This window comes from Nocardioides sp. (genome assembly GCA_037045645.1).
In the GTDB taxonomy this organism is placed as follows: Bacteria; Actinomycetota; Actinomycetes; order Propionibacteriales; family Nocardioidaceae; genus Nocardioides.
Window position 1 is genome coordinate 1,554,438 of the sequence record JBAOIH010000001.1, and the last position, 21,438, is coordinate 1,575,875.

At 67.5% G+C, this 21,438-nt stretch carries 18 protein-coding genes; 9 read left to right on the forward strand and 9 right to left on the reverse strand.

Translation table 11 applies throughout. The annotated features are described in order from the left end of the window. Positions 1–6 precede the first annotated feature (6 nt). Genes V9G04_07680 through V9G04_07690 form a run of 3 tightly spaced genes read right to left on the reverse strand, consistent with a single transcriptional unit; the run spans position 7 to position 2,538 of the window. The gene (locus tag V9G04_07680; GenBank protein ID MEI2713168.1) at positions 7–144 is read right to left on the reverse strand and encodes a hypothetical protein; all 138 of its coding nucleotides are present in this window, start codon (positions 142–144) and stop codon (positions 7–9) included. Beyond that, the gene (locus V9G04_07685; protein ID MEI2713169.1) at positions 125–721 is read right to left on the reverse strand and encodes an SDR family oxidoreductase; all 597 of its coding nucleotides are present in this window, start codon (positions 719–721) and stop codon (positions 125–127) included. The genes V9G04_07680 and V9G04_07685 overlap by 20 nt, the downstream gene beginning before the upstream one ends. Further along, on the reverse strand, positions 718–2,538 hold the full coding sequence (locus V9G04_07690; protein MEI2713170.1) for a DUF6421 family protein: 1,821 nt from the start codon (positions 2,536–2,538) through the stop codon (positions 718–720). Before V9G04_07690 ends, V9G04_07685 begins: the two co-directional genes overlap by 4 nt. 146 nt (positions 2,539–2,684) lie before the next feature. Here V9G04_07690 and V9G04_07695 point away from each other — a divergent pair, with 146 nt between their 5' ends. The 3 genes from V9G04_07695 (at position 2,685) to V9G04_07705 (ending at position 6,620) form a co-directional block, all read left to right on the forward strand. Beyond that, on the forward strand, positions 2,685–4,190 hold the full coding sequence (locus tag V9G04_07695; protein ID MEI2713171.1) for an amidohydrolase family protein: 1,506 nt from the start codon (positions 2,685–2,687) through the stop codon (positions 4,188–4,190). Between the two features lie 421 nt (positions 4,191–4,611). Next, on the forward strand, positions 4,612–6,138 hold the full coding sequence (lnt, locus tag V9G04_07700; protein MEI2713172.1) for an apolipoprotein N-acyltransferase: 1,527 nt from the start codon (positions 4,612–4,614) through the stop codon (positions 6,136–6,138). Then, positions 6,135–6,620, forward strand: coding sequence for an FxsA family protein (locus V9G04_07705; protein MEI2713173.1), 486 nt, complete (start codon positions 6,135–6,137; stop codon positions 6,618–6,620). Before lnt ends, V9G04_07705 begins: the two co-directional genes overlap by 4 nt. A gap of 30 nt (positions 6,621–6,650) precedes the next feature. Here V9G04_07705 and V9G04_07710 read toward each other — a convergent pair whose 3' ends face one another. The 5 genes from V9G04_07710 to V9G04_07730 all read right to left on the reverse strand — a co-directional run bounded on the left by V9G04_07710 (position 6,651) and on the right by V9G04_07730 (position 12,506). Continuing rightward, complete coding sequence (locus V9G04_07710) at positions 6,651–7,034, reverse strand: RNA polymerase-binding protein RbpA (protein ID MEI2713174.1); 384 nt, start codon at positions 7,032–7,034, stop codon at positions 6,651–6,653. Between the two features lie 179 nt (positions 7,035–7,213). Next, positions 7,214–8,620 carry an MFS transporter gene (locus tag V9G04_07715; GenBank protein MEI2713175.1) on the reverse strand — a complete coding sequence of 469 codons (1,407 nt, stop codon included), beginning with the start codon at positions 8,618–8,620 and terminating at the stop codon, positions 7,214–7,216. Continuing rightward, complete coding sequence (locus V9G04_07720) at positions 8,617–9,432, reverse strand: glycerophosphodiester phosphodiesterase (protein ID MEI2713176.1); 816 nt, start codon at positions 9,430–9,432, stop codon at positions 8,617–8,619. Before V9G04_07720 ends, V9G04_07715 begins: the two co-directional genes overlap by 4 nt. A 14-nt stretch (positions 9,433–9,446) precedes the next feature. Next, positions 9,447–10,973 carry a UDP-N-acetylglucosamine 1-carboxyvinyltransferase gene (locus tag V9G04_07725; protein MEI2713177.1) on the reverse strand — a complete coding sequence of 509 codons (1,527 nt, stop codon included), beginning with the start codon at positions 10,971–10,973 and terminating at the stop codon, positions 9,447–9,449. A gap of 72 nt (positions 10,974–11,045) precedes the next feature. Continuing rightward, a complete protein-coding gene (locus V9G04_07730; GenBank protein MEI2713178.1) occupies positions 11,046–12,506 on the reverse strand; it encodes an SGNH/GDSL hydrolase family protein in 1,461 nt (486 codons plus the stop codon). A 112-nt stretch (positions 12,507–12,618) separates the two neighbouring features. Between V9G04_07730 and V9G04_07735 the strand changes: the two genes are divergently transcribed. From V9G04_07735 to V9G04_07760, 6 genes are read left to right on the forward strand one after another with little or no spacing between them, the layout of a single operon-like run. Continuing rightward, the gene (locus V9G04_07735) at positions 12,619–14,901 is read left to right on the forward strand and encodes a molybdopterin-dependent oxidoreductase (protein ID MEI2713179.1); all 2,283 of its coding nucleotides are present in this window, start codon (positions 12,619–12,621) and stop codon (positions 14,899–14,901) included. Next, positions 14,898–15,350, forward strand: a complete 453-nt coding sequence (locus V9G04_07740) for a helix-turn-helix domain-containing protein (GenBank protein ID MEI2713180.1) — start codon at positions 14,898–14,900, stop codon at positions 15,348–15,350. Before V9G04_07735 ends, V9G04_07740 begins: the two co-directional genes overlap by 4 nt. A gap of 4 nt (positions 15,351–15,354) precedes the next feature. Next, positions 15,355–15,846: a hypothetical protein gene (locus V9G04_07745; GenBank protein MEI2713181.1), complete on the forward strand. Its 492-nt coding sequence runs from the start codon at positions 15,355–15,357 to the stop codon at positions 15,844–15,846. Beyond that, the gene (locus tag V9G04_07750) at positions 15,791–17,407 is read left to right on the forward strand and encodes a M3 family metallopeptidase (protein ID MEI2713182.1); all 1,617 of its coding nucleotides are present in this window, start codon (positions 15,791–15,793) and stop codon (positions 17,405–17,407) included. The genes V9G04_07745 and V9G04_07750 overlap by 56 nt, the downstream gene beginning before the upstream one ends. A gap of 34 nt (positions 17,408–17,441) precedes the next feature. Continuing rightward, positions 17,442–18,677 carry a sulfotransferase gene (locus V9G04_07755; GenBank protein ID MEI2713183.1) on the forward strand — a complete coding sequence of 412 codons (1,236 nt, stop codon included), beginning with the start codon at positions 17,442–17,444 and terminating at the stop codon, positions 18,675–18,677. Next, positions 18,677–19,810, forward strand: a complete 1,134-nt coding sequence (locus V9G04_07760; protein MEI2713184.1) for a hypothetical protein — start codon at positions 18,677–18,679, stop codon at positions 19,808–19,810. Before V9G04_07755 ends, V9G04_07760 begins: the two co-directional genes overlap by 1 nt. 15 nt (positions 19,811–19,825) lie before the next feature. Here the strand turns inward: V9G04_07760 and V9G04_07765 are convergent, their stop codons facing one another. Continuing rightward, positions 19,826–21,328, reverse strand: a complete 1,503-nt coding sequence (locus V9G04_07765; protein ID MEI2713185.1) for a hypothetical protein — start codon at positions 21,326–21,328, stop codon at positions 19,826–19,828. Positions 21,329–21,438 lie beyond the last annotated feature (110 nt).

Consider the following 21,438-nt stretch of genomic DNA (forward strand, 5'->3'; position numbering starts at 1 on the left):
ACTCGGTCACGAGGCGCCCGTCAGGTCGAGCCGCGCACCATTGATCAGGGCCGCGTCGGCGTCGAGGAGGCGTACGAACTCCTGCGCCAAGTCGCGCACGTCGGTGAACCCGGGGAACTGCTTGTCAGGGTCGGCAGCGCGCATCGCGTCGTGGACGAGCGCCTTGATCACCAGCACCGTCGAGGCAGCGCGCAGATCGGATCCTTGGAAGCTTGGCGAACGAAGCGGCCAACGCCTGCATCCACGTCTCGGATGCGGCCTTGGCCATCGCATAGTTGGCCCCGCCCGGGGTCGGCTTCTTCGCGGCGGTCGCCGACACGATGAACGCACGTCCCGCAGGGGAGGCCACCAGGTCGTCGTGGAACTCGCGCGTCGTGTGCCGCAAGGTGTCGATCAACAGTGTGGACAGGAACTCCCAGTCCTCGTCGGTGTTGGCGGTGAAGCCCTTGCCACCACGCCAGCCGCCGATCAGGTGCACCAAGACGTCCACCGAGCCGTGGTCGGCGCGGATGCGAGCACCCAACTGCGCGGCTCCCTCGCGTGTGGAGACGTCGGCTGCGTACGACGCGACTCCCTCGATAGCGGGCGCTTGAAGGTCGACTGCGCAGACCGTACGCCCGGTGTCGCGGATCGCTTCGACAGCGGCCCGGCCGGCTGCACCACCGGCTCCGACGACCACGACTACGGGCTCGCGACTTGGCTCGACCGCCTGGGGGCTCACGCGGTGATCCCGGCCGTCGACTCGATCACGTCGCCCATCTTCTTGCTGAGAGCCTCGAAGAACATCGACAGCGGGAACTCGTCGTCGAGCACCGCGTCGGTCATCTCCTTGAGCGGTCCGGTGAGGGGCAGCGCGGACTTGCCCTGCGCCCACACCGACGCCGGGTGCGGCTCGACGACCGACGACACCAACTCGTACGCCGCCAGCCAGTGCGAGATCTTCGGTCGGTCGATGGAGCGCCAGTAGAGGTCCTCGATCGCCTCGCCCAACGCGAGCACGTGCTCGGCGACCCGATCCCACTCGATCGTGAGCCGGTTGTCGGTCCAGTGCAGCACCCGCGCCTGGTGCAGCCAGGCGAAGAGCAACTGCCCGCCGAGACCGTCGTAGTTGCGCACTCGCGAACCGGTGATGGAGAAGCGGAAGATCCGGTCGAACAACACGGCGTACTGCACCAGCCGCGCGTGCGGCACGCCTTCGGCCTCCAGTTTCACCGACTCACGGAAGGCGGTGAGATCGCAACGCAACTCCTCCAGCGAATAGAGGAAGTACGGCATCCGCTGCTTGATCATGAAGGGGTCGAACGGGAGGTCACCACGCATGTGGGTGCGGTCGTGGATCAGGTCCCACATCACGAAGGTCTCTTCGGTGAGTGCTTGGTCGGTGAGCATCCGCGCCGCGTCGGGCGGAAGCGCCAAGCGGGTCACCCGAGCCGCCTCGGCGAGCACCCGGCGGAAGCGAGCAGCCTCGCGGTCTTGGAAGATCGCCCCCCACGTGAACTCCGGCACCGCCCGCATCGCCACCGTCTCGGGGAACAGCACGGCCGAGTGCGTGTCGTACCCAGGCGTGAAGTCGAGGAACCGGATCGAGAGGAAGAGCTTGTTGGAGTACGCGCCCGCCTCCAGGTCGGCGATGAACTCGGGCCAGATCACCTCGATCAGCACGGCCTCGAAGAGGCGGTCGGGGGAGCCGTTCTGGGTGTACATCGGGAACAGCACGAGGTGCTTCATTCCGTCACGGCGCTCGGCGGCCGGCGCGAAGGCCACGATCGAGTCGTAGAAGTCGGGGACACCGAACCCGCCGGCAACCCAGGCATCGAGATCCTTGGAGAGGGCAGCGAAGTAGTCGGCATCGTGCGCGAACGTGGGCGCCAGCGAGACCAGGTCGGAGTCGATCCTGGTGACCAGCGCGCGGGCGCGAGCGTGATGTTCGACCGACGGGATCGATCCGTCCTTGATCTGCATCTCGCGCAGTTCCAGCACGGCGTTCTTGAGGTCGAGCCAGGCGGGGTCCATCGCGACGGAGGAACCGGTGCTCTCGACCGTACGACGGCGAGCGGCGTGGAAGATCGCCATCTCCAGCAGTGCGGGGCTGCCGGACGCACCCAGGAGCACAACCCGACCGTCGCCGCACGAGCCGTGGGCCGCGACCACGTTCGCGCCGGCGCGCAGGAGTGCGGTGAATTCTCCGGCGTACGCGGTGTGCGACGTCAGGGCCGAGACGTCGACTCGCGCGAGCAGGTCCTCGTCGGGCCACGCGGTCTCCGCCTGCGCTCGCGTGCAGACACTCGTGGGCGTCACGTGGGCGGTCGCACCCAGCAGGGCGAGTCCCTCGGGAGCTCCCACCGCCACCAGGCCGAGACCGCCGACGACAGCCTGCGCCACCTCGGGCGAGACGGCTGCAGGCGCTCCGACGACGATCACATCGGCGTCGCCGAGCGCCTCGACGACTCGGATCCCACGAGGGGTCAGGGTGTCCCGGATCGACTCGCGGGTGGGCGCGTCGAAACCGAGCATGAGCAGGCGCGGAAAGCGGTTCACGAGGCAGGTTCCTTCGAACGAGCCGGGATGCGACCCCGGCGACAATTACACTGGTTCGAGGCTAACAGCACCGCATGATATGGCTCCAACTCGCGCGCGAGCCGCAAATCTTTCGGAGCAGGCGTACCAGGTGGCAGTCTTCTCCCGTGTCCGCACCCCTTCGCCTCGTCGGTGCTCGCGTGCTCGTGCCCGACGGCGGGCTCACCCCCGCCGACGTCGTCATCACCGGCGACCGGATCGCGCACGTAGGGCCTCCCGGCTCGGGGGAGTCGTACGACTCGGCGACCCGAGTAGACCTGCACGACGCCGTCATCCTCCCGGCGTTCGTCGACGCACACGTGCATACGGTGCAGACCGGGCAAGCACTCGACGGACTCGACCTGACGGGGATCGCCTCGCGGGAGGCGACACTGGATGCCGTCGCAGCACACGTACGCCACGCGCCACGCCAGCGCGTGCATGTCGCTGCCGGTTGGGACGAGACCCTGTGGGCAGACCCGATGCCGCTGGCCGCGTCGGAGTTGGAGCGCGCCGCTCCTGGCGTCGCGATCCTGCTGTCGCGCATCGACGGGCACAGCGCGGTCGCATCGGCACCGTTGTTGGATCTGGTGCCTCGCGCTCGTACCGCCGACGGCTACAGCCCCGACGGACGCGTCGAACGGGCAGCCAAACTGGAGCTCACGCTGGCACTGAACGAACTAGTCGGTCCGGACGACCGGCTCGAATCGGCACGTGTCGCGATGCGGGAGATGAAGCGCCAGGGGATCGCTGCGTTCCACGAAGCAGCGGCACCGCACATCGGTCCGGAGTACGAACTCGACCTGGTGCGACAGGCCGCGGGCGAGGCCGGACTGGACGCACGGCTCTATTGGGGCGAGGCCATGGCCTTCGAGAAGGTGGCGGCACTGGGGGTCGCCGGACTCGCCGGTGACCTCAACGCAGACGGCGCTCTGGGCTCACGCACCGCGGCCCTGCGCACGCCGTACGCCGATCGGGACGCACTGTGCGGGCACGCCTTCCTCGACGCAGAGCGCATCGCCGAGCACGTCGTCGGCTGCACCACGCGAGGCTTCCAAGCCGGTTTCCACTGCATCGGCGAGGCCGCACTCGACGCGATCGGTGCAGGTTTCGCCCGCGCCGAGGCCTCGCTGGGCACGCAGGCGCTGCGACGCGCCCGGCACCGCTTGGAGCATGTCGAGATGGCGTCCCCGGACGTCCTTGCCGTGCTGGCGCGCTGCGGCGTCGTGGCAAGCGTGCAACCCATGTTCGACGCGCTCTGGGGTGGCCCGGACGCGATGTACGCGGACCGGGTCGGCTCGCGCTGGGCCGATCTCAACCGGTTCGCAGATCACCGCGCCGCGGGCCTGACGCTGGCGTTCGGCTCCGACGCGCCCGTGACCGCGCTCGGCCCGTGGGATGCGATCGCCGCGGCGACGTCACACCGTACGCCTGGGCAGTCGCTGAGCCTGGCGGACGCGATCCGGGCTCATACGCAGGGAGGGTGGCGCGCCGCCCGGGTGGACGATGCGGGCGAGATCCGAGAGGGACAGCGCGCCTACCTCGCGGCCTGGGATGCGGTCGAACTCTCGCCCGGTATGCGCCCTGACCTGGTCGCTCTGTTCGCTGCCGGACGAGCCCTGGACGTCCCTTAGCGCCCCGACGGCCGCCAGAGCGTGCCGACACGCCGAGAATCTCGAAGAATTGTCAACCAGTTTCTCGTCGCGGCCATGGCTCTGACCTGCACAAACGCGCATCTTCCCAGGTCAGAGCCGAGTTGACAGGCTCCCGGCGGATCGCGGAAGGTTCCGGGGTCCACCTTTGCAGCTCGTGGTCGCGAGACCGGATCCGAGTGGTCGAGGCCGCCCGCAGGAAGCCACCTGCGTCGAGGTCTCGTACGCACGGATCCGGCCTCGTCCCGCGAGGGTGGAGTGGGAGGGGCCGGCGCTCACTAGACAACGGCCATGTCGGTGCGCACCACGCGCCGACGGGTCGGCACGAAGGGCGGTCGGCTCCTCCCACTGTCTGCCCTCCCACTGTCGGAAAAGTGTGTGCGCCGGGCTACCGTGCTGCCTCATGTGGCGAGGTCTGGTGGCGGTGGTCTCCGGGCTCGCCGTGGCGTCCGCCTTCGAACCCCTCGCCTTCGCGCCCGGACTGATCGTCGGATTGGTCGGCTTCTTCTGGGCCACCTGTCGCGGCTCCTTGCGCCGCGGACTGCTGCTCGGTTGGCTGTTCGGCGCCGCCTATCTGGGCGCGCACCTGCTCTGGCTGCGCTCGGTCGGCTGGGACGCCTGGGCGCTGCTCGCGGGTCTGCAAGCGGCCTTCTACGGGCCGCTCGGCGCGGCTTGCGCCGCGTTCGGGCGTACGCGGTGGTGGCCCGTGCTGGCTCCGCTCGGTTGGGTGAGCGTCGAGACCGTCCGTGGCTCCTGGCCGCTGGGGGGGATGCCCTGGGGACGCCTGGCCTTCGCCACCCCCGGCACGGTGTGGGACCACGCGTTGCCCTACGTAGGCGCCTCGGGAGTGGCTCTGCTGCTCAGCCTCACCTCGGCGTTGCTCGCCTGGCTCCTGGTGCGCCGACCGGGACCTCGCACGATCGCCGGTGCGATCGGCCTGCCCGTGGCGCTGACGCTACTGCCGGTGCTGATGCCGTACGACACCCCGGTCTCGGGCACTGCGACGGTAGCGGTAGTCCAGGGCAACGTCCCCGGCGACGGCACGAACATCCTGTACGACTATCGCGGGGTGACCCGCAATCACCGCGACGCCACGGTGGCGCTGGCGGCCGACATCCAGGCCGGCAAGACCCCGCAACCCGACGTGGTGATCTGGCCGGAGAACTCGACGGCGATCGATCCCTTCCGGCACGCCGACATGACCTCGGCTATCGAGGAGTCGGTGCAGGCCGTGGGAGTGCCGATTCTGGTCGGCGCGATCGCCGACCACCCCGAGGACGGCCGCGTCCTGAACCAGGGGATCGTGTGGGATCCGGCGTCGGGACCGGGGGACCGCTACACCAAACACCATCCGGTGCCGTTCGGCGAATACATCCCGTGGCGAGACAGCAACCCGCTCACCAGCAGGTTCGAGCGCTTCGCGCTCATCTCTCGCGACATGGTGGCAGGCACCGGAGACGAACCACTGCGGGCTGGGGGAATCGAGATCAGCGACGCGATGTGCTTCGACATCGCCTTCGACGACGTGGTCTACCCCTCCATCCGGCGTGGAGGAGAGGTGTTGGCCGTCCAGACCAGCAACGCCACGTACATCAACACCGAGCAAATCGCCCAGCAGTTCCAGATCAGCCGGGCACGCGCCATCGAGACCGGCCGTTGGACCGCCATCGCGGCCACCAACGGCGTCACGGGGATCATCCGCCCTGACGGCAGCGTCGTGCAGCGACTGGCTCGCAAGACCCAGGGCTACGTGGTCGCTCAGGCCGATCTGGCAACCGCGACGCCTCCCGGCGTGCTCATCGCCCCCTGGGTCTCGCGTGCTGCCGCGTTGGTGACGGTCCTCGCGCTCCTGGTCCTCGCGGCGACGTCGCGGCGGCATACCCGGTCGTCAAGGCCGGTTGACCGTCCGGCTGTCACACTGGAACGGTGACGCAAAGCCCTCCTCGACCGCACCCCAACCGCCCGCGCCGACTGCGCTGGTGGCTCATCCTGGGAGCCTTCGTGCTGGTGCCGCTTGTCGAGATCTGGGCGATCATCCAGGTAGGGCAGGTGATCGGCCCCTGGTGGACCATCCTCCTGCTGGTCGCCGACTCCATGTTCGGTGCCTGGTTGATCAAGCGCGAGGGCCGGCGCGCCTGGACCGCGCTCAACACCGCCTTGCAGTCCGGCCGGATGCCCGCTCAAGAACTGGCCGACGGTGCGCTGATCCTGATCGGCGGCACCCTCATGCTCACGCCCGGCTTCGTGACCGACCTGTTTGCGCTGTTGATCATCTTGCCGTTCACGCGCCCCCTGGCTCGCCGGGTGCTGGCCAAGGCGGTCGCAAAACGGCTCACCATTGCCACAATGCCCGCCCCCCGTGAGGGGAGCGGGCACCGTGGAGACGTCATCCAGGGCGAGGTCGTCGACTGACGCACTCGCCCTGCCGGGGTCAGTTGGCGGTCAGGAGACCTTGCGACGCTTGGCGTTCGCGCGGTGCAGGTGCGCCGGGCCGATCTCGCCACCGCGGAGCAACTCGAGTCGTTCCTTGAGGATGTCCTCAAGTTCGCGCTCGGAGCGACGCTCCAGCAGCATGTCCCAGTGCGTACGCACCGGACGCTCGGCCTTCTCCTCGGGCACGATGCCTGCGGTGCTCAGGGCCTCGGCGCCGCAGCGCGGGCACTCCCAGTTAGCCGGCACGTCGGCCTCGTCGGACATGGTGATCTCGAACGCGTGCCCCTGCGGGCACAGGTAGCCGGCCTGCTGCCGACCCGCGAACTCGATGCCGCGCTCGTCCTCGAAGCTCTGGCCACCCAAGCGGGCTCCACGCAGAGTGCGTTCTGCCATGTGAGCCACCTCCCAAAACGTTGAATTGCGCCACTCGTCAATGGGTGAGACGAGGGCAGGTCGTGGCTATGACGCGGTTGCGTCATCAACCTATTGAACTCTCAACGGTAGTGGGCGTGACAATTGTTCCGCCAGGTTCGCGGGAGGTGGCTCACACGACCCTGCTCACACCGGGCTGCTCACACCACTGCGGGCACCGTGTTCCCCGCGTCGCGGATGCCCCGCGCGGTGTCCACACGCCACAACAGCAGGCCGCCGAGCACGAAGAACACGATCAACGCGAAGATCGCGGGCCGGTAGGACCCGGTCATCTGCAACATGATCGCCATCGTCGCGGTGCCGAACCAGGACGTGCCCCGGTCCATCGCGTGGTAGAAGCTGAAGTATTCAGCCTCCTTGCCGCATGGGATCAGCAGCGAGAAGTACGAGCGGGCCAGCGCCTGGGTGCCGCCCAGCACGACGCCGATCGCGGCACCGAGGGCCAAGAACATCGGTACGTTGCCCGCCGGAAGGAACAGCGCCACCGTCACGATCACACTCCAGATCACCAGGCCCGCGAGGATGGTGTTCTTCGCGCCGTGGCGCTGGGCCAGCCGACCGAACAGCAGCGCGCCACCGAACGCGACGAACTGCACCATCAGGATCGTGGCGATCAGGATCGTCTGGCTGTGGCCGAGTTCCTCCTTGCCGTACACCGCGGACGCGCCGATCACCGTCTGGATGCCGTCGTTGAAGAACAGGTACGCCAGCAGGAACGTCACGGCCATCGGATAGTTCCGCAGTTCGCGCAGGGTGTCGTACAACTGGGCGAAGCTCTGCCGCACGACGCCACCGGACCCGGCGGGGACCACGTCGAGAGGCTTGTGGTTGCGCAGGCGCAGCACCGGAATCAGCGTGAACGCGGCCCACCACACCGCGGCCGAGAGCATGCTCCAACGCGCGGCTTGACCTTCGGTGAGACCGAAGGTGTCGTGCATCGTGAACACGATCAGGTTGGCCAGCAGCAGCAGTCCGCCACCCAGGTAGCCCCAGGCCCAGCCGCGCGAGGAGACCCGGTCCCGCTCGTCCTCGGTCGAGATCAGCGGAAGGATGGAGTCGTTGACGACCATCGAGGCGGCCAGGAAGAAGTTCGCGCCGATGATCGCGATCGCGCACAGCACCCAGTTGGAACCGGTGCTGAAGAAGATCAGGCTGGCGAACGCCGCGCCGATCCACGCGAAGATGCCCAACAGGCGCTTCTTGTTGGCCGTACGGTCTGCGATCGCGCCGAGCGGCGGCAAGATGAAGGCGCCCAGGATCGTGGAGATGGTGATCAGCCAGAAGTAGATCGATCCCGGTTCCAGGTGCATCCCCAGCACCGGCACCAGGTCGGACCCGGCATCCTCGGCCGCGCTCTCGGCCAGCGCGATGAAGTAGGGGCCGACCATGACGGTGCCGATGGTGGTGACGTACGCGCTGTTGGCCCAGTCGTACCAGTACCAGGACTTCTGGTCGCGCTCCATCGCCGCGCGCAGCGGACGTAGGTCCGCGATCCCGCCGTCTGGGCCGCCTCGGGGTGAGCCTTCGATCGAATCGTCCGGAATCATGTCGTTGCCTCCCACAGGCCGCTCTCGGTGAGCACAGTCTTGAGTATGTCGGTGCGATCGGTCATCAACCCGTCGACACCACGATCAATCAGTTCCCGCATTTCGTCCGGATCGTCAATCGTCCACACGTGCACGTGCAGGCCCGCACGGTGGGCGCGTCGGATCAGCCGAGGTGAGGCTACGGTGAATCCCTTGTGCTTGTGTGGGATTTGCAGCACCGAGATGGCTCGACCGGTCACCCGGTGGGCCAAGGCGCCCGGCAGAAGCGCGTACGCCGCCACCTCGATCTGGGCCGCACTGGTCGGCACCCTGCCTTGGGTGAGGCGGCGAAACGCCTGGAGTCGGGCGCGACTGAAGGAGCCGACAAGCACCCGATCGTGCACCTCACGCACCTCGATGAAGTCGGCAAGCGGCTTGATCGCCCCGGCCGCCTTGATGTCGATGTTGAACCGGGCCTGGGGCAGTGCGTCGAAGAGTTCGGCGAGCGTAGGAATCCGCTCGTCACCGGTGCCGATCCGCGCGTGTTGCACCTGGGCGTACGACACCTCGGCGATCGCCCCGACCTGATCGGTGACCCGATCGAGCACGTCGTCATGGAAGGCGAGCAGCATCCCGTCTCGCGTCACGTGTACGTCGGTCTCCAGATAGACGTAGCCCTGGGCGACGGCGTGCTCGAACGCGCGCAGCGTGTTCTCCAGGCCCGCGATCTCGGGGTGATTGGCGCCGCCACGATGGGCGAACGCGAGGACCTTGGTGCCGTCGTCGAGATAGCGATGCCCGGTCTTGGGGCTGGGCACCCGACGGCGTCGCATCAAGACAGTCCCTTCTAGATGTCGCGAAACGTCTCGATGCTGGCGCCCAGGGTGTTGAGGCGCTCGGCGAGGTCTTCGTACCCACGATGGATGACGTACGTGGACCGCAGCACCGACTGTCCCTTCGCCGCGAGCATCGCCAACAAGATCACCACGGCCGGCCGCAGGGCGGGCGGGCACATGATCTCGGCGCCGGAGAAGTGGGTCGGGCCCTCGATCATCACGCGGTGGGGGTCGAGGAGTTTGACGTTGCCGCCCAGTTTGGTGAGTTCGGTCAGATAGATCGCGCGGTTCTCGTACACCCAGTCGTGCAGCAGGGTCTGCCCGGTCGCCACGGCGGCGATCACGGCGAAGAACGGCAGGTTGTCGATATTGAGGCCCGGGAAGGGAAGGGGGTGAATCTTGTCCAGGGGCGCCCGCAACTGCGACTGGCGGGTCGTGATGTCGACGAGTCGGGTCTGCCCGTTGAGCGCCACGTATTCGGCGGTGCGCTCGTATCGAAAGCCCATCTCCTCCAACGTGGCCAACTCGATCTCGAGAAACTCGATGGGGACTCTGCGGATCGTGATCTCGGAGTTGGTCACGATCGCCGCCGCGAGCAGCGACATGGCTTCGATGGGGTCCTCTGCCGGCGCGTAGTCGACGTCGACGTCGATGGAGTCGCGCCCTACGACCGTGAGGGTCGTGGTGCCGATACCTTCGACGCCGACCCCGAGCTTCTGGAGGTAGAAGCACAGGTCCTGGACCATGTAGTTGGACGAGGCGTTGCGGATCACGGTGCGGCCCGGGTTGAGCGCAGCGGCCATCAGGGCGTTCTCCGTGACCGTGTCCCCACGCTCGGTCAGCACGATCGCGCGGGCGGGACCGACGTTCGGAGTGACCGACGCGTTGTAGGAACCGTCGGTGGCGACCACCTTGAGGCCGAAGTGGCGCAACGTGGCCATATGCGGCTCGACCGTGCGCGTACCCAGGTTGCAGCCGCCGGCGTACGGCAGGGCGAACTCCGAGGACTGGTGCAGCAGGGGGCCGAGGAACATGATCACCGAACGGGTCCGGCGCGCGGCGGCCTCGTCGATCGAATCGAGCTTGAGTCGAGCCGGCGGCACGATCTCCAGATCGTTGTCGTCGTTGAGCCACCGCGTCTCCACGCCCAGGCTGTGCAGCACCTCTAGCAGCCGGTTGACCTCTTCGATGCGGGCGACCTTGCGCAGCGTCGTACGCCCTTTGTTCAGCAGGGAGGCACACAGCAGCGCGACGCCGGCGTTCTTGGACGTCTTCACGTCGATGGTGCCGCTCAGGGTGGTCGGTCCGTTCACGCGCAGGTGGACCGGCCCGGCACCCAACGCCACGATCTCGGAGTCCAGCGCCTCGCCGATGCGCGCCAGCATCTGCAACGAGAGGTTCTGGTGACCACGCTCGATGCGGTTGATCGCGCTCTGGCTGGTGAGCAACTTCTCGGCCAACTGTTGTTGGGTCAAGCCACGGTGTTTGCGCGCGTCACGGATGAGGTTGCCGATGCGTCCCTGGTAGTCCTCGGTCACGATCCACGAGCGTATCTCAGATATGAGATAGGTCTAGGTTGTCACGCCCGGGCGTGTTCTCAGGCGCGGCCCTCAGCGTCGCACCGTGACCCGGCGGGTGGCGGACTTATGGACGCCGCTCGCGTCGCGGTAACGGATCTTGAGCACGCGGACGCCGGGCTTCAGGCCGCGTAGCCGGAGCACACGACGGCCGTCGTGTGCGGCGCGCAATCGCTTCACGGCCAACCGCTTGCCGCTCTTGAGGCGTACGACGATCCGCCCGCGCGGTGTCGAGTCGTCGGCCCGGGCGATCCTGACGCGAAGCACAGCGCGCTGGTCTCGACGCAAGGTGCGGTCCACTACGCGTACGCGCATCCGCACCCTGACCGGCTGCGTCGCCGGGGGAGTCGTGGGCCCCGTCGACGGGGTAGGCCCAGGCGAGGGCGTCGGAATGGTCGGCGTCGGCACCGCGCCGAAGGTTCCGCCGGCCAGGAGCAATTCCGCGTACGCGGCCTGGCCCTTGGCGTTGGGGTGGTACCAGTGCTTGAGGTCGGCGTTGCCGGCCTGTTCCACGATCCACGTGTCGGGGTTGGTGAACGCGGCATCGGGCTCGTGGCCGGCGAACTTCGCCGCCACGTTCCCGACGAAGGTGAACTGGCCGGGCACGCTTGCGTTGGCGACGTCGGCGACCTTGCCCAACTCGGCCATCGCGTCGGCGATCAACTTGCGCACCTCGTTCCCGGCCGGATAGGGGCCGGACACGGAGGGGAGCGTGAAGTTGTTGTCGACCTGGAGATAGGGATAGCCGAGTTGGACGATCTTCGCGTCGTTGCGCAGGCCCCTGGCTCGCAGCAGGTCGATGTTGTCGATCAGGCGCTGCTTGATCGTCGGCACCATCGAGCGCGCGTGCTCGACTACCGTGCGGCACTTCGACGCCGTACGCGTGATCGTGACGAAGCAGTGCTGGACGATGTCGACGAAGCCCGCGTCATTGCCGCCCATCGTGAACACGACCAGGTCCTTGTCAGCAGTCACGTGGTCGACCTGGGGGCGCACGAATCGCGAGCACTCGTACGTCATCGTCCCGGCGAGCAGTCGCGTAGGCCGGTAGCGCCAGAACTCCTCGTCAGGGAATTGTCTGGAGTTGCACGGGTCGTTGGCCTCGAGCCACGTCTTGGCCTGGTCGGTCGTGGTGACTCCCGCCGGCGCGAGTTGGACCTTGGTCTGCGTGTCCTCCATGGAGCGGGGCTGGGCGAAGTCCGCGGTGACACCCCCACTGCATGCACGTACCTCGAGATTCACGACGTGCCCGCCTGCCCGCAGGCCCGCGGCGTACTTATGGGCCCAATTCTCGCTGTTGCGGTAGCACCCCGAGGGGCCGACGATCTGCCCGTCACCGCCGTTGCCGGCGGAGTAGGAGTCGCCGAGCACCAACAAGTCCAGAGCAGCCGGGTCGGGTGCGGCGGCCGCGGTGCTGGCGGCGATCCCTCCCAGTCCGGCCAGCAGGGTGCCGAGAGCAGCCGTGGTGGCGACGAAGTTACGGGCGGGGGTCATAGGGGCCTCCATCGAGCCAAGCGTACAGATCACGTCACCCAAACGATCGCGCCGTTCGTCTGGTCACGTTAGCCTCAGTTTCGTTAGTGAACTTTCTTCGCCAAGGGGACCGATGAGCACCACCACCGAATCCCACGTTGCGCCGCTTCCGGCGTCAGAGTGGAAACCCAGCGCCTGCATTCTTTGCGAATGCAACTGCGGCCTTGAAGTGCTGGTGAATCCGCAGACCCGCGCCTTCGAGAAGATCCGCGGCGACAAGGCGCATCCGTCCAGTCAGGGCTACACCTGCAACAAGGCGCTGCGGCTCGACAGCTATCAGAATGGTCGTGCCGACCGCCTGATCGCACCGCTGCGTCGGCGCGAGGACGGTTCGTACGAAGAGATCGACTGGGACACCGCCCTGCGCGAGATCAGCGACCGCCTACGCGCCCTGCAACGGGCCCATGGCGGCGAGTCGATCTTCTATTACGGCGGGGGAGGGCAGGGCAACCACCTCGGGGGTGCGTACGCCCCGGCGACGATGGCGGCCTACGACGCCCGATTCCGCTCCAGCGCGCTGGCGCAGGAGAAGACCGGCGAGTTCTGGGTCGGTGCCCGGCTGCTGGGCAAGCCTGCTCGCTCCGACATCCACCACGCAGAGGTTGCGGTGTTCGTCGGCAAGAATCCCTATCAGTCCCACGGCTTCCCCCGCGCTCGCGCGGTGCTGAAGGAGATCGCGAAGGACCCGTCGCGGTCGATGATCGTGATCGACCCGGTGCGTACGGAGACCGCCGACCTGGCCGACTTCCACCTCCAGGTGCGCCCGGGCACGGACTCCTATCTCTTGTCGGCGATGGTCGCGATCTTGTTGCAGGAGGACCTGATCGCCCACGACTGGCTCGCCGAGCACGCCGACGGCCTGGAGGAGGTGCAAGCGGTCTTCGGCGCCTTGGATGTGGCCGATTTCTGCGCGCGCGCCGGCGTGGATGAGCAGTTGGTGCGCGCGGCCGTACGCCGTCTCGCGAGCGCATCCTCCGTCGCGATCCTGGAGGACCTCGGGGTCCAGATGAACCGCGACTCCACCGTGAACTCCTATGTGGAGAAGTTGCTGTGGCTGCTGACGGGCAACTTCGCCAAGCCGGGTACGCAGTACGTGTTCAGCGCGATGGCGCCGATCGCGCGCGATCGTGGGCATGCCTTCGACGTGGGGCCGAAGTCGCCCGTCACGGGATCGCCGATCATCAGCGGCCTGATCCCGTGCAACGCGATTCCCGACGAGATCCTGACCGACCACCCCGCTCGCTTTCGCGCGGCAATCGTGGAGAGCGCCAACCCACTGCACTCCCTGGCCGACAGCCGCCGCATGACGGAGGCGTTCGACGCGCTCGACCTGGTGGTCGTGATCGACGTGGCGATGACCGAGACGGCACGACACGCGGATTACGTACTGCCCGCGCCGACGCAATACGAGAAGGTCGAGGCGACGTTCTTCAACTTCGAGTTCCCCGACAACTACTTCCATCTGCGTCAGCCCCTGCTGCCCGCTCCTGCTGGCATGCTCGCCGAGCCGGAGTTGCACGCGCGACTGTGCGAACTCTCCGGCGTCATCACTGAGGAGGACTACGCGCCCTTGCGGGCCGCGCTCGACGAGGGTGGACGCGAAGCCTTCGCGATGGCGTTCTTGAGCGTCTTGGGCGACCCGCGCCTCAAGAGGTTCGCGACAGTCCTGCTCTATCGCACGCTCGGCCCCTCCTTGCCGGAGGGCATGGCCGGGGCCGCGGCGCTGTGGGGCGCGGCCAACATCTGTGCAATGGAGAACCCGGTCGGCGTCGAGCGCGCCGGCTTCGGCACCGGTCTGATGGCTGGGGACCGCCTCTTCGAGGCGATCTTGGCCAACCCGTCCGGAGTCGTGATCACCGCTGACACGCAAGATGCTTCCTGGGAGCGGCTGGGCGGGCGCCGCATCAACTTGGAGATCCCCGAGTTGTTGGAGGTCGTACGCACCCTGCCAGCGCGCCCCGAGCCCGCACCGGATCCCGAGTTTCCCTATGTGCTCGCGGCGGGTCAACGCCGTGCGTTCACGGCCAACACGATCATTCGGGACCCCGGATGGCGTACGCGTGACGCAGCCGGCGCGTTGTGGATCTCGCGCGAGGACGCCGCGGACCTCGGGGTCGACACCGGCAACTCAGTCCGGATCGTCACCGCGGCGGGCGCGGCTGTCGTGCCGGTCGAGATCAGCGATCGGCTGCGGCCCGGCCACCTGACGTTGCCCAACGGCATGGGACTCACTTCGGCTGCCGAGGAGCGCGTCGGGGTGGCGCCCAACGAGTTGACCCAGTCGGGCCACCGAGACGAGTTCGTCGGGACGCCGTGGCACAAACTCACTCCCGCACGCGTGGAGCCGGTGTCGTGAGGCGTACGTCCTTCGCCTCCGAACCGTGCTCGGTCGCTCGCACGGTCGACCTGCTCGGTGACTGGTGGACGCCGCTGGTGCTGCGCGAGGCGGCGTACGGCACGACGCGCTTCGACCGTTTCGAACGTCGCCTCGGCATCGGACGCAACGTGCTGACCCAAAGACTCGCTCGGCTCGTGCAGGAGGGCGTACTGGATCGGGTGCCCTATCAGAACAATCCGGTCCGCTATGACTACGTGCTCACCGAGAAGGGCCGCGACCTGTTCGGAATCCTGGCAGCCATGCTGGCCTGGGGCGATCGGTGGCAGCAACCGGACGGGCCGCCGGTCCTGTTGCGCCACAATTCCTGTGGCCAGGACACGACTCCCCGGGTGTGCTGCTCCAACTGCGGCGAGGAACTACGTGTTGGCGAGGTGACGCCACGGATCACGACGGGTGCGGTTGGATGAACGCATGTCGAACCCCCTGCTGAGCCCGTCGGACCTGCCGTTCGGGCTGCCCGACTACACAACGCTCACCGACGCCGACTTCCGCGAGGCCCTCGAGACCGGCATGGTCGAGCAGCTCCAGGAACTCGACGCGGTCGCTGCCGAGAAGTCCCCGGCGACGGTGGAGAACGTGCTCGCAGCCTGGGAACGTACGGGCGCCACCCTGACCCGCGCCCTGTATGCCTTCTGGGTCGCCAAGGCCGCCGACACCAATGACGAACGCGACGCCATCGAGGCCGACCTGGCCCCGAAGTTCGCCGCGCACACGGATGCGATCCTGCTCAACCGCGGGCTGTACGACCGGCTGAGCGCGCTGGCTGCACGACGTGATGCCGACGAAGTCGACCTGGACGAGCAGGATGCCTACCTGCTGGAGCGCCTGCTCCTGGACTACGAGCGAGGTGGTATCCACCTCGACGACCAAGCCCAGCAGCGCCTCAGGGAAGCTCAACGGTGAGATCGCCGCGCTCTCCACGAAGTTCGACCAGTTGCTCGTGGCCGGACGCAACGCCGCAGGTGTGCACGTCACGGACGAGGCCGAGCTTGTCGGACTCGGGGAGGACGAACTGGCCAGGCTGGCCGACGCCGCACGACGAGCCGATCTGGACGGCTGGCTGATCGACATCACCAACACCTCCGGGCAACCGATCCTGGCGTCGCTGGACGACCGCAGCCTGCGTGAGCGGGTCTATCGCGCCTCGACCGAGCGCGGACTCGGTGGCGAGTTCGACACTCGGGAGACCCTGCTCGACCTGACCCGGCTTCGCGACGCACGAGCCAGATTGCTCGGCTACCCGCACCACGCGGCGTACGTTGCCGAGGACTCGGTGGCCAAGTCGACCGACACGGTCAACGAGATGTTGGCGCGGCTGGCCGCGGGTGCCGTACGCAATGCCGAGCGCGAGGCAGCAGAGCTCGCCGCTCGCTTCGCCCAGATCGAGCCGGGCGCGACGTTCTCGGCGTGGGACTGGCAATACGTTGCCGAGAAGGTCCGCGGCGAACGCTTCACCCTCGACTCGGCGGCATTGCGGCCCTATCTGGAGTTCTCCAACGTGCTGGAGAAGGGCGTCTTCGCTGCGGCGACCTCGCTGTATGGCATCACGTTCAAACTCCTCCCGGACCTGGTCGGGTACGTGCCGGACGCTCGCGTCTACGAGGTGTTGGAGCAGGACGGCAGCAGCCTCGGGGCGGTGCTGATCGACCCGTTCACCCGACCCACCAAACAAGGCGGTGCCTGGATGACGTCGATCGTCGACCAGTCCGACCTGCTGGATGCTCGCCCCGTGGTCACCAACACCTGCAACTTCTCGGTGCCCGCACCGGGCAAGCCCTCGTTGTTGTCGTGGGACAACGTGATCACGCTGTTCCACGAGTTCGGCCACGATCTGCACGGGCTGCTCTCGGATGTGCGCTACCCGTCTCGCTCAGGCACGGCGGTTCCGCGCGACTTCGTGGAGTACCCCAGCCAGGTCAACGAGATATGGGCCTGGCACCCGGCGCTGCTGGAGTCGTACGCCGTACACCACGAAACCGGCGAGCCGCTGCCCCGAGAGTGGATCGACACACTGCTCGCCGCCCGCTCGTTCGGGGACGGCTACGCCAAGACCGAGTCACTCAAGGCGATGCTGCTCGACCAGGCCTGGCACCAGGCCGCGGCCGACGACCTGCCCGTCTCCGGATTCGGGGTCGAGGCTTTCGAAGAACGGGCCTTGCAGCAGGCAGGCGTCGCCTTCCCGCTGGTCCCGCCGCGTTATCGGTCGACGTACTTCCACCACATCTTCGGCGGCGGCTATTCCGCCGGCTACTACTCCTACATCTGGTCCGAGATCATGGACGCCGACACGGTGGCGTGGTTCCAAGAGCACGACAACGGCGGGCTCAACCGCGAGGCCGGCGAGGCGTTCCGGCGTGGCCTGCTGGGGCGCGGCGGCTCGATCGATCCGATGGAGGCCTATCGGCGGTTCCGCGGAGCCGATCCCGAACTCCAGCACCGGCTGACCCGCATGGGCGTCGCCTGATTCGTACGCATTTCCAGTTCAAGGGAGAACACCCGTGACAGCACCCCAGCCCTACCGACCGTGGGGGATCAGAGCCGTGAATGCGGTGGGTGGCCTGGTCAACCGAATCGCCAGCGTCCCCTCCCTCGAACCCGACGCGCTGATCGAGCACGCACGGAAGGCGACCGGACTCAGCGATCTAGGACCGGAGACCTACCGTCCGGGCCTCGAGGCGTTGATGGACTCCCTTCGTGGTGAGGCGCGCCTGAACATGATCGGGCGCGTCTTCGCGCGGCAGTCGTACGAAGGCCGGCTCAAGGACCGGCTTCGGCTGATCGACTGGCGCAAGCGGCATCCCAAGATCGGCGAGCAGCGGATCGAACGGCCGATCTTCGTCCTCGGGCTGCCACGCACGGGCACGACGATCCTCTACGGTGCGCTGGCCGCCAGCCCGTCGCTGCGCTCACCGGTGACGTGGGAGATGCAGTTCCCGATCCCTCCCGCCGACCCCGGCACGCTCGACAGCGACCCTCGGATCGAGCAGATGCACAAGCAGTACGCCGATCTGCGCCGGATCGTGCCGGACGCCGAAAAGGTGCACGCGATGGGAGCGCTGCTGCCCCAGGAGTGCATCGCCATGCATACGTGCGAGTTCAAGTCGCTCGAACCGGTCGTCACCTTCCCCATCCCCAGCTATTTCGAATGGATCAAGGAGCACGGCATTCGCAGTGCGTACGCCTTCCAGCGCGAGTTCCTCCAGCACATGCAGTCCGGCTATGCCCGCAAGCACTGGTTGTTGAAGTCACCGGCCCACCTGATGTGGCTCGATCAGTTGCTGGAGGAGTTCCCCGACGCACTGATCGTGCAGACGCACCGCGACCCCGCCAAGGTGATCGGCTCGGTGTCGAGTTTGTACGCCACCTTCGACAATGCGGTCACCGAGCACCCCGACCCGTACGCCGTGGGGCGCCAGCAGTTCGAGCAATGGCGGTGGGGACTCGACCGCGCCACCCAGGTACGTGAGTCGATGCCGGACGAGCGGGTGATCGATGTGCAGTTCTCCGACATCGTGCGCGATCCGATCGGTGTCGTACGCAGCATCCACGAGAAGTTCGGCCTCGACTTCGACGCCGAGACACAGACGCGTACGCAGGCCTTCCTCGACGACAACGCGCGCGACAAACACGGGCTGCACAGCTATTCGCTGGAGGACTTCGGTCTGGACAGGGCCAAGGTCGACGCGGCCTTCGCCGACTATCGCGCGCAGTACGACGTTCCCCAGGAGGACTGATGACGCAGTTGGACCAGGCGTGGGAGTCGTTCCTCGCCTCGCTGGCAGCAGCCAAGGACGTCGTCACCGGGCCGCTCGGAGGCCGTGATGACCGAGAACTCGCGGAGGGGCTGCGCCACGTCACCCGGCTGACCAGCGTCGCGCTGGAGATGATCGTGGAGAAGGGGGACCCGGCCCATCCCGAGATCACGCGGTGGATGTCGCCGTGGCGCAAGCTGATGGGCGACAACCCCGGCACGATCTATGACGCGGCGCTGATCAGTCCCGAGTTCACCTACGAGATCTCCGGCGAGATCGGCGACGCCGACTATCTCGGGATCTGTATCTATGGCACCAGCGCCGACGGGTCACGGCGTGTGGCGACATCGGTGGACCGTGAGATCGCCTACGACGACGGTCGCTTCACCCTCGTACTCGCGGCGACGCGGCCTTCGGATCTGCCCGAGGGTGCCACGTTCGTCGAACTGCCGGAGGACGCGACGGACCTGTTGATCCGGCAGTACTTCCGGGCTACCGATCGGGGCGAGGCGTCGTACGACATCAGGGTCCTGCCTGAAGCCGGCCCACCTCCCGCGCTGGACGGCGACGTGCTGGCTACCCGACTCATCCGGGCAGGGGAGTGGGTGCGTGACCTGATCGAGGTCGAGGCGACGGTCAGCGCACTGTCTGAATCCGGGGCTCCCGAGCAGATGAAGGCGCCCTCAAAGACCGGCACTCGGGAGGTCGGGGAGATCGACTGGAACGTGATCAATCGCGTGCAGCCGACTCCGGCCATGGACTACAGCGGCGCCTGGTTCGCCGACCTGGCCGACGACGAGGCGATCCTGGTCGAGGGCGTGCTGCCCGAGTGCGACTACTTCTCGGTGCAGTGGCTGAGCCGGTGGATGGAGTCGGGGGACTATCACCACCACACGGTGGCGCTCTCAGGCGAGGAGATCGCGACCGATGGTGACGGCCGCTTTACGGTCGTGATCGCGCACCACGATCCGGGAGTGCCGAACTGGATCAGCACGACCGGCATCCGGCACGGCAACGCGGTCGGGCGCGCCCTGCACGCCGCCGAGCCCGCCCAGATCACCTTCCGCCGCGCCCGCCTCGCCGAGGAGTCACAAGATCCCGCCGAGGAGTCATGAACTTCGCGCGAGGGGTCAGGGACGCTCGCAGCGGACCGTCTTCTCGGCGACGCAGTAGTCCCGTTTGCCCGCGCGCCCGTCGGCATGGTCGCTGCCGCGTCCGCCGATCAACCGATCGGCGACACCGGTAGAACTGCCGATCAACCGGTCACGACCGGCACCGCCACGCGCCTCGAGCACCTTCTTCTTGGGCGACTTGCCCCCGAAAGGCGCAATGGTCAGGAGGTCGAGGCGGATTCGGTCGGCGCCCTTGCCGCCCCACACCCGCAGGTTCGCTGCCTGGGCGTACACCTGGTCCGCACCAGATCCGGCGCGCACTCGCGCGTGCCACGCGTCATCGACGTCGAGGTCGTCATCTCCTCCCCGGCCTTCGAGACGAACCCGGGGAGCCGAAGCGACCAGGCGGTCGGCGGCAGGCGTGCCCACCAGCACGACTTTGCCGGTCGAGTTCAAGATGGTGGAGCCCACGTCCTCGAAGCCGGCGAACGGGTGCGTGGTCCGGCTGGCCCCTTCCGAGCAGGTCATCGACTTGCTCAGGTCAATCCGCAGTTTGGAGCATGCCGTGGGCAGCCGGGCGAGATCCGTCCCCTGCCCACCGTCGAGCGAGCGGGGCAGGTCGGAGCTGCCGAAGTTCTGCAGGTTGAAGTGGTCGTCCCCACCGGCAAGCCTGATATCGCCGACCAGCCCGGCGATCTCGACGTACTCACCCAGGTCCGAACCCGCGAATGAGACCGTGGCAGGCGCCGGCTGGGGGACGGGGACCCGCTCGATCATGAATCTCGTGACGTCGCCGAGCCAACGCAGCGCAACGCCGGCCTGGGTGCGTACCTCCCGTGCAGCGTTGTCGACCACGACCTCGCCCGGACCGAACAGGCCAGGCTGGGGCAGCTGCAGTTCACCAGTGGTCGCGTCGCCCAGGTCAAGTGTCGCGCCTGCACCCATCGGTCCGGTGTACGCAACCTTCGCCTCGCCGCCGCCGAAGACGATCCGATCCTGGTTGGGTCCGCCCTCCGGCGCCATCGTCTCGACCCAGTCCGTGCCCCCGCCCATGGTGATCACGTCCGTACTCGGACCGGTGGGTCGTGTGGTCCCGTCGTCCGCCCGGCTGTCCGCGAACACGTGCTCCCCGACGTTGCTGCCCAGGAACGTGTCGTTGCCCGCTCCCAGCCCGGCCGTCACCGTGCCTGTGGCGGAGTTGCTCCACAGGTTCACGACGAGGTCGTCCCCGGCGCCCGCGTCGACGCGCCCGGCCGGGGGATAGGGCTCTGGCCCGGTCGGGGTCACCGGTTTGTTGACACAGATGGTGTCGTTGCCACCTCGGGCATCGAACTCGTACCAATTCCCCGGCATGAGCCAGACCACGTCGTCGCCCTCCGTGCCGGTCCGCACGTCGAGGTTGCCGACGATGGTGACCGGCTTGCCCTGACAGCTTTCCGCAGCGGCGCTGGCCGCCGTCAGCGAACCGCCTCCCACGAACCCAGATGTCACCAGCAGTGCCAGTGCGAGTGTGCGCTTCATTTCGCTGCCCCTTCGACCGAGAAGTCCGACTGTCTGACCAGACGCCGACGTTCGCCGTTTGGTTCGTCGGGTCCGCGTCGGGTGCGAGAAGTTCACCTGATGTGACGTCC

Bases quoted from the DNA above. Each gene is read 5' to 3' on its own strand.
- V9G04_07680 (MEI2713168.1), bottom strand. From the start codon at position 144: ATGCGCGCTGCCGACCCTGACAAGCAGTTCCCCGGGTTCACCGACGTG.
- lnt (MEI2713172.1), top strand. From the start codon at position 4,612: ATGTGGCGAGGTCTGGTGGCGGTGGTCTCCGGGCTCGCCGTGGCGTCC.
- V9G04_07710 (MEI2713174.1), bottom strand. From the start codon at position 7,034: ATGGCAGAACGCACTCTGCGTGGAGCCCGCTTGGGTGGCCAGAGCTTC.
- V9G04_07715 (MEI2713175.1), bottom strand. From the start codon at position 8,620: ATGATTCCGGACGATTCGATCGAAGGCTCACCCCGAGGCGGCCCAGAC.
- V9G04_07720 (MEI2713176.1), bottom strand. From the start codon at position 9,432: ATGCGACGCCGTCGGGTGCCCAGCCCCAAGACCGGGCATCGCTATCTC.
- V9G04_07730 (MEI2713178.1), bottom strand. From the start codon at position 12,506: ATGACCCCCGCCCGTAACTTCGTCGCCACCACGGCTGCTCTCGGCACC.
- V9G04_07735 (MEI2713179.1), top strand. From the start codon at position 12,619: ATGAGCACCACCACCGAATCCCACGTTGCGCCGCTTCCGGCGTCAGAG.
- V9G04_07745 (MEI2713181.1), top strand. From the start codon at position 15,355: ATGTCGAACCCCCTGCTGAGCCCGTCGGACCTGCCGTTCGGGCTGCCC.
- V9G04_07760 (MEI2713184.1), top strand. From the start codon at position 18,677: ATGACGCAGTTGGACCAGGCGTGGGAGTCGTTCCTCGCCTCGCTGGCA.
- V9G04_07765 (MEI2713185.1), bottom strand. From the start codon at position 21,328: ATGAAGCGCACACTCGCACTGGCACTGCTGGTGACATCTGGGTTCGTG.